Raw genomic sequence first — 7,171 nt, 5'->3', positions numbered from 1 at the left:
GAGGGCGAGACGCCGTCGGCGATCAGGAAGCTGGAGGAACGCAGGTGGTCGGCGATCACCCGGTGCGAGGCCGGCTCCCCGCCCCTTCCCACCAGGCCCTGGGAAGCCGCGATCAGGGTGCGGAAGAGGTCGGTGTCGTAGTTGTCGTGGACGCCCTGGAGCACTGCGGTGATCCGCTCCAGGCCCATGCCGGTGTCGATCTGCGGCTTGGGCAGGGGCTTGCGCGTTCCGTCCGCGAACTGCTCGAACTGCATGAAGACGAGGTTCCAGATCTCCACGAACCGGTCCCCGTCCTCATCGGGACTGCCGGGCGGACCACCGGGGATGTGGTCGCCATGGTCGTAGAAGATCTCGGAGCACGGGCCACAGGGTCCGGTGTCGCCCATCGACCAGAAGTTATCGCTGGTGGCGATGCGGATGATCTTGTGATCGGGCAGGCTGGCGATCCGCTTCCACAGGTCGGCGGCCTCGTCATCGGTATGGTAGACCGTGACGCACAGCTTCTCGGCGGGGATGCCGTAGTTCCGGGTCAGCAACCCCCAGGCGAGCTCGATGGCGCCTTCCTTGAAATAATCGCCGAAGGAAAAGTTCCCCAGCATCTCGAAGAAGGTGTGGTGACGCGCCGTGTAGCCGACATTGTCGAGGTCATTGTGCTTGCCGCCGGCGCGCACCGACTTCTGGGACGAGGCGGCGCGCAGGGTCGGCGGGGTCTCGGCGCCCGTGAAATAGTTCTTGAACGGCACCATGCCCGCATTGACGAACAGCAAGGTCGGGTCGTTCTGCGGCACCAGGGGCGCCGAGGGGATGACCTGGTGGTCGTTCGCCTGGAAGTAGCTCAGGAAGGTCGAGCGGATATCATTCAGACTGGGCATGGCGGACTTCTGGACTGGCGGGATGATGCGCAGGACCCGGCGGGCCGGGGCCGTGCTGCACCGCGGAAGCCAGAGGGTTTACGGGACTTGAACGGCCGCGCCAAGCGCAAGGCCGCACTCCCCGGCCCCGCGGGTGCAGGAACCCGGTCCTGAAGGGGCCGGGTCCTGGCCCTGAAAGGAAGTCAGCCCGCGTCGTCCTCGGCGGTGGGGCCGACCAGCAGCTCCTCCTCGATGACCTCGCGGGCGCCGCGGACCTGGGCTTCGATCTGGGCGGCGATGTCCGGATTGGCGCGCAGGAACTCGCGGACATTGTCGCGACCCTGACCGATGCGCTGGCTGTTCCAGGAGAACCAGGAGCCCGACTTCTCGATCACGCCGCCCTTGACGCCCAGGTCGATGATCTCGCCCAGCTTGGAGATGCCTTCGCCGTACATGATGTCGAACTCGACCTCGCGGAACGGCGGGGCCACCTTATTCTTGACCACCTTCACCCGGACGTTGTTGCCGATGATCTCGTCCCGGGCCTTCACCGAGCCGGTGCGGCGGATGTCGAGGCGGACCGAGGCGTAGAACTTCAGGGCGTTGCCGCCGGTGGTCGTCTCGGGCGAGCCGTACATGACGCCGATCTTCATCCGGATCTGGTTGATGAAGATGATCATGGTCTTGGCCTTGGAGACCGAGGCCGTGAGCTTGCGCAGGGCCTGGCTCATCAGGCGGGCCTGGAGGCCGGGCAGGGAATCGCCCATCTCGCCCTCGATCTCGGCCCGGGGTGTCAGGGCCGCCACCGAGTCGATCACGATCACGTCGATGGCGTTGGAGCGCACCAGGGTGTCGGTGATCTCCAGGGCCTGCTCGCCGGTGTCCGGCTGGGCGACGAGGAGTTCATCCAGGTTGACCCCCAGCTTGCGCGCATAGGCCGGGTCCAGGGCGTGCTCGGCGTCGACGAAGGCGGCGGCGCCGCCGGCCTTCTGGACCTCGGCCACCACATGCAGGGCCAGGGTGGTCTTGCCTGAGCTTTCCGGGCCGTAGATCTCGATGATCCGCCCCTTGGGCAGGCCGCCGATGCCCAGGGCGATGTCCAGGCCGAGGGAGCCCGTGGACACCGCCTCGACCTCCATGGTCGCCTTGTCCCCGAGCTTCATGACGGCGCCCTTGCCGAAGGCCCGGTCAATCTGGGTCAGCGCCGCCTCGAGGGCCCGCTGCTTCTCACCGTCTTCTTTCACCACGAGCCTCAACGCCGCCTGATTGGTCATGATCCGGGGTCCTTATCCCATGATTCCGCGGCCCGGGGCCGCTCATCGACGCCTGCCGCCGATGACCATAGCGGTACCCGGTTTGTTCTCTGTTCGCAAGACGTTCTCTTTCGCCCTGGACAAGGAGAGACGTCCGTTCCTGTCGTAGCCCTTACCGGTGACCCATCGGCCTGGTGCGACCTCTAATGGGTCCGACCACGACGCTGCTGAAGCTTTTCCCGCCCACTGCGGATCTCCGCCGGGATGAACTTGCCATCGCCGTCCGCATCGAACACGGCGAACGCCCCGGCGGACCCCGCCCTGCTCGATCCAGTCAGGGCCCGCGCGCTGTTCTGGCGGCCGGCCTGAGGCCCGCTGAAACTACCAGCGCCGGACCCGGCCAACGTCGACATGAACGAAATCGGAAGCGGGATAGAAGCCGACCCCGCCGCGGCCCAGCGCCAGGGCGGCGTCCCGGAGACGGGCAAGCGGGACGCCGGGAATCCGGATGTCCATGGCCATGCCCTTCATGTGCAGGCTGCGCGTGGCGACGCCGGAGGATCGGGCGCTGAGGGTGGCGTTTGAGGCCGGCGAACGATAGCCGGAGATCACCTGAACCGCGTCCGGCCGCCCGAACTGGCCGGACAGGCCGGCGACCAGGTCCAGAAGACCGGGCGCCATGGGGTGCGCCTCGCCGGTGCGGTGATCCCGCAGGACATTGTTGAGCGCCGCCAGGGCGTCGGGCAGGTAGCGCCCCGCCTCGAAATAGGTGGCGGCGAGCCGTTCTCCCGTATGCAGGTTGAGAAGCGAAAGGCGCCGGGGCGCGGCGGCCGAGGCTCCGCTGGCGATGACGGCGGGGGCGGCCAGGCCCAGGGCTCCGGCCAGCAGGCGGCGGCGTCCGATCATGGACAGGTCTCCTCTGCGCCCCGGCGACGGTTTGCCCGCGCGGAGACGGGCTGGCAAGAGCGCCGCTGATCACAAAGCCGCCAGCGCCGCCGCCAGGCGCGCGTCCCAGCCATAGATGTCGTCGAGGAAGCCCGCGCGGCCTTCCGGATCGGCGCGGACCGTCCAGTGAACGACCACCAGGGGAACAGGCCGGGCCAGGCCGACCCTGAGGGTCTGGCCCGTGGCGAGGTCCGCAGCCAGGCGCGCGCCGCCACGGCCCTGGGGTTCCAGAAGGAGATCGGCGAGGATCATGGGCTGCTCGACCCGCACGCAACCGTGGCTGAGATGACGCTCGGACCGGCGGAAAAGGTCGCGGCCCGGCGTATCGTGCAGAAAGACCCCGAAGGGACTGACAAGGTCGAACTTGACCAGGCCAAGAGCGCTTTGCGGACCGGGCTGCTGCTGCAGTCGCCCCCCGATCTGGACATAGCCGTTGCGCTGGAGATAGCCCGGGTCCCGGGCGATGCGAGGCCAGATTTCCTCGCGGGCGATCCGGTCGGGGACATTCCAGGGCGGATTGAGAACCACGGCGTTGATCTCGGACAGGAAGAGCGGGGTCGGGTCGCGGACGGCCCCGACGATCACCCGGAAGGTGCGGACCGGACGGCCGGACCGATAGAGAACGCCGGTCGCACCGCCGGTATCGACCTCGATGCGGTCCGCCGGGAGGGGACGTGGCAACCAGCGCCAACGCTCCAGGTTGGCCTCGATCCGCGCCAGGCGTTCGCTGGCGGGAAAACTGAGCCGGGCCAGAGTCAGGGGACCCAGGACGCCGTCAGCCTCAAGGCCGTTGCGGGCCTGCCAGGCGGCGAGGGTGTGTCTCAGGGCTGCGTCAAAGACTTCGTTCCGCCCGGATGCAGGGGCGGCGTCGCCCTCGGCCTCGAGGCGGCGGCGCAGCGTCAGCACCCCGGCCCCCGCATCGCCCTGGCGAAGCCGCAGGCCCTCCGGAAGCCCCTCCCAGCCCCCTGCGGCGACAATTCCGGCGTAGCGCCGACGCGCCGCCACAAGGGCGTCGTAGGTGGGAGCCTTCGGGGACAGGTTCGCGACCCACTCCGCCAGTCGCCCTGCCGCGAGGACCGCAGCCATTTCCGCATCCGGAGTCCGAAGCGCCGGCGTTTGCGCCCAGAGGGGATCGAGGTCGGCGGGCCGGAACCGGAGCCCCAGCTCGACGCGGGCGAGACTTTCAGTCGCCTCCCAGACGGAGGCGTCGCTTTCGTCCAGGCCCGGCGCCGGGCGCCCCGAGCGGACAAGGGCGGCGGACAGCGCGGCCCGATCCGCCGCGCTCAGGACAAGCTCCGGCGGCGGCGCCGCGCGGGCTGGAGCGCTCCATCCCGCGGCGACCGCGAGGGCGACGGCGAAACTGAAGGCGAACAGCTTCATGGACGTGCTCCGGGGTCAGGCGCCGAGCCCCCCGACTCCTCGCGGGAACCAGGGTAGGCGGTTCCGGAGACCCCCGACAATCCCGGGACAATCCCGGACCCCCTTCCCATCCGGCGGCGGCCGGTCAAGGATGACGCCGAGTTCTGGAAGGAGCCCCCGCCATGACCGAAGCGACTTCGCCTGCCGACGAGACGACGGACTGGGCCGCCCTGTCCGCAGACCTGGAGCAGACCCTGCGCCTGCGCTCCATTCCCTTCGCCATGAAGATGTTCGAGCTGCGGGAGGACATGGAGGCCATCCCCCGGATTCGCCGCCCGAGCGCGGTCCATACCCTGGACCAGGTGGTTGGACAGGCCTCCCGGCTTGGCTGGACCGTCGGCGTCACCGCCGAGGACCTGGTCGGCGCCCAGTGCCGGGCGGTGGTGGGCCTCGGCGGCGCCAAGACCGACGACTGGCGCTCCGGCCGGCACATGAAGGGGGTCTGGTTCGAGGATGACGCGGGCGCGGCGGCCCACCAGGCGGCCATGCACTGTGTTCCAGACGGCCAGTTCGAGGCCCTTGCGGTCTCGCCCCTGGCGAGCGGCCGGCTGGGAGAGCCCGACATCGCCCTCTTCTACGCCACGCCGGGCGCCATGATGTACTTCATCAACGGCCTTCAGTGGTCCGGCTACAAGAGGTTCGACTGGAGCGTCGTGGGCGAGTCCGCCTGCGCCGATTCCTGGGGCCGGGCCCTGACCACCCGGACGCCCAGCCTGTCCATCCCCTGCTTCGCCGAGCGGCGATACGGAGGCGTGCTGGACGACGAGATGCTGATGGCGACCCCGCCGGAATACCTGGTCAAGGCCCTGGCCGGCATGAAGGCCCTGGCGCGCAACGGATTCCGCTATCCCTTCCCGCAGTACGGCGTGCAGCAGGACGTCCGCGCCGGCATGGCGGTCAGCTACGGCAAGGATTGAGAGCCCGGATCAGGCCCGCCGGCGCAGGGCGCTGACCGCCAGTCCGCCCAGGACGGCCGAAAGCCCGCCCGCCAGCATTCCGGCGAAGAGAAGCCCGGACAGGCCCGGAAGAGTCGCCAGGGCCGGAGAGGCGGAACTCACCAGGCTGGCCCCGGCCACGCCGCCCAGGGCGCCGAGCACCGCATTCGCGAGGGGGCCCGGATCCGCAGACCTGAGGACGTGCGACGCCATGCAACCGCCGACGATTCCGCCGACAACCTGAACGATCAGGACCAGTTGCTCCGCACCCATTGGCGCGCCTCCGCAAAAGGTGAACGTTTGGTAACGAATACGCCCATAACCCCGCCCGGGGGTCAACTGGCCCTCACCGGCTTGTGATCAGGCGAAGAGATCCCCGTAGGCCTGCCTCAGCAGGGCCTTCTGGATCTTGCCCATGGCGTTCCTGGGCAGGGCGTCCACGAAGACGATGCGCTTGGGCGTCTTGTAGCCCGCGAGCTGGCCCCGAAGACGGGCGATCAGCTCCGTCTCTTCCCCCTGCCCCTCGACGACGGCCACCACGCCCTCGCCGAAGTCCGGGTGGGGGACGCCGATGACAGCGCTCTCGCGCACCCCGGGCTGCTCGTCGAGGATCAGTTCGATTTCCTTCGGGTAGACATTGTAGCCCCCCGAGATGATCAGATCCTTCGCCCGACCCGAAATCCAGAGCCGGCCGTCGGGATCCATCCGGCCGACGTCTCCGGTGATGAAGTAGCCGTCGGCCGTGAACTCCTCGCGTGTCCTCTCGGGCATGCGCCAGTAGCCGGTAAAGACGCTGGGCCCACGGATCTCGATGACGCCGGTGGCCTCTCCGCCGCCGATGCGCACGTCGACACCAGGAAGGGCGAACCCGACGGAACCGGCGATCCTCTCACCGTCCAGGGGGTTGGTGGTGATGATCACCGCCTCGCTCATGCCGTAGCGTTCCAGGATCCGGTGACCGGTGCGCGTCTCGAAGGCGTCGAAGGCGCTCTCGAGCAGGGGGGCTGAGCCGCTGATGAAGAGCCGCATGTGGGAGACGGTCTCCCGGGTCAGCCCGGGGTTCGCCAGGAGGCGGCTGTAGAAGGTCGGTACGCCCATCATCACCGTGGACCGGGAGAGCCCCTCGAGCACTGCGGTCTCGTCGAAGCGGTTCAGCCAGACCATCGGGCAGCCGGAGAGGAAGGCGCAGTGCAGGGCCACGAACAGGCCATGGACGTGGAAGATGGGCAGGGCGTGGAGCAGGACGTCGTCCGGCGAGAAGCCCCAGGCCTCGTGCAGGGCCAGGGCGTTGGCCGCCAGGGCCCCGTGGGTCAGCATGGCCCCCTTGGACCGGCCCGTCGTGCCGCTGGTATAGATGATGGCGGCCAGATCGCCCGGAGTGCGGGGCTCGATCCGGGGATCCGGCGCCAGATCCCGGGCCCCGGCCACGAAGCCTTGGGCATCCTGGATGAAGATGGCCGGCTTGGCGTCGTCGAGGAAGTACTGGACCTCGGACGGGGTGTAGGCCGCGTTCAGCGGCAGGAAGACCGCGCCGATCCGCAGGGTCGCCAGGTAGATGACGACGGCCTCGATGGACTTCTCCACCTGCAGGGCGACCCGGTCGCCAGGCTGGACCCGCGCGGCGCGCAGAGCGGCGGCGGTCCGGGCCGCCAGGGTCTCGAGGTCGCCATAGGAAACATCGGCGGCGCCGGGCTGGCGGAAGGCTGGCCGGTTTCGGTCGGCCGGAAATCCCGAGGCCAGCAGGCTGAAAAGGTTCCCGGACATGGCT

Annotated in this window: 7 protein-coding genes; 1 reads left to right on the top strand and 6 read right to left on the bottom strand. The window is 69.1% G+C overall.

Annotated features, from left to right (window positions below; genetic code table 11):
- The 4 genes from INE98_RS04730 to INE98_RS04715 all read right to left on the bottom strand — a co-directional run.
- On the bottom strand, nucleotides 1-872 hold an 872-nt coding region (locus INE98_RS04730), incomplete at its 3' end, for an alanine--tRNA ligase-related protein (protein ID WP_293536996.1).
- Nucleotides 873-1,054: 182 nt separating this feature from the next.
- Nucleotides 1,055-2,125 carry a recombinase RecA gene (gene recA, locus INE98_RS04725; protein ID WP_293536994.1) on the bottom strand — a complete coding sequence of 357 codons (1,071 nt, stop codon included), beginning with the start codon at nucleotides 2,123-2,125 and terminating at the stop codon, nucleotides 1,055-1,057.
- 360 nt (nucleotides 2,126-2,485) lie between these two features.
- Nucleotides 2,486-3,010: a DUF882 domain-containing protein gene (locus INE98_RS04720; RefSeq protein ID WP_293536992.1), complete on the bottom strand. Its 525-nt coding sequence runs from the start codon at nucleotides 3,008-3,010 to the stop codon at nucleotides 2,486-2,488.
- Nucleotides 3,011-3,079: 69 nt separating this feature from the next.
- A complete protein-coding gene (locus tag INE98_RS04715) occupies nucleotides 3,080-4,429 on the bottom strand; it encodes a L,D-transpeptidase family protein (RefSeq protein WP_293536990.1) in 1,350 nt (449 codons plus the stop codon).
- Between the two features lie 161 nt (nucleotides 4,430-4,590).
- Here INE98_RS04715 and INE98_RS04710 point away from each other — a divergent pair, with 161 nt between their 5' ends.
- The gene (locus tag INE98_RS04710; RefSeq protein ID WP_293536988.1) at nucleotides 4,591-5,385 is read left to right on the top strand and encodes a DUF169 domain-containing protein; all 795 of its coding nucleotides are present in this window, start codon (nucleotides 4,591-4,593) and stop codon (nucleotides 5,383-5,385) included.
- Between the two features lie 9 nt (nucleotides 5,386-5,394).
- Here the strand turns inward: INE98_RS04710 and INE98_RS04705 are convergent, their stop codons facing one another.
- A complete protein-coding gene (locus INE98_RS04705) occupies nucleotides 5,395-5,676 on the bottom strand; it encodes a hypothetical protein (protein ID WP_293536986.1) in 282 nt (93 codons plus the stop codon).
- A gap of 87 nt (nucleotides 5,677-5,763) precedes the next feature.
- Nucleotides 5,764-7,171, bottom strand: a 1,408-nt coding sequence (locus INE98_RS04700) for an AMP-binding protein (RefSeq protein WP_293536984.1), incomplete at its 5' end; no start/stop codon positions are given.

The sequence above is a fragment of the Phenylobacterium sp. genome, assembly GCF_020253645.1.
Classification (GTDB): Bacteria; Pseudomonadota; Alphaproteobacteria; order Caulobacterales; family Caulobacteraceae; genus Phenylobacterium.
This window is presented reverse-complemented; position numbering and strand designations above follow the sequence as displayed.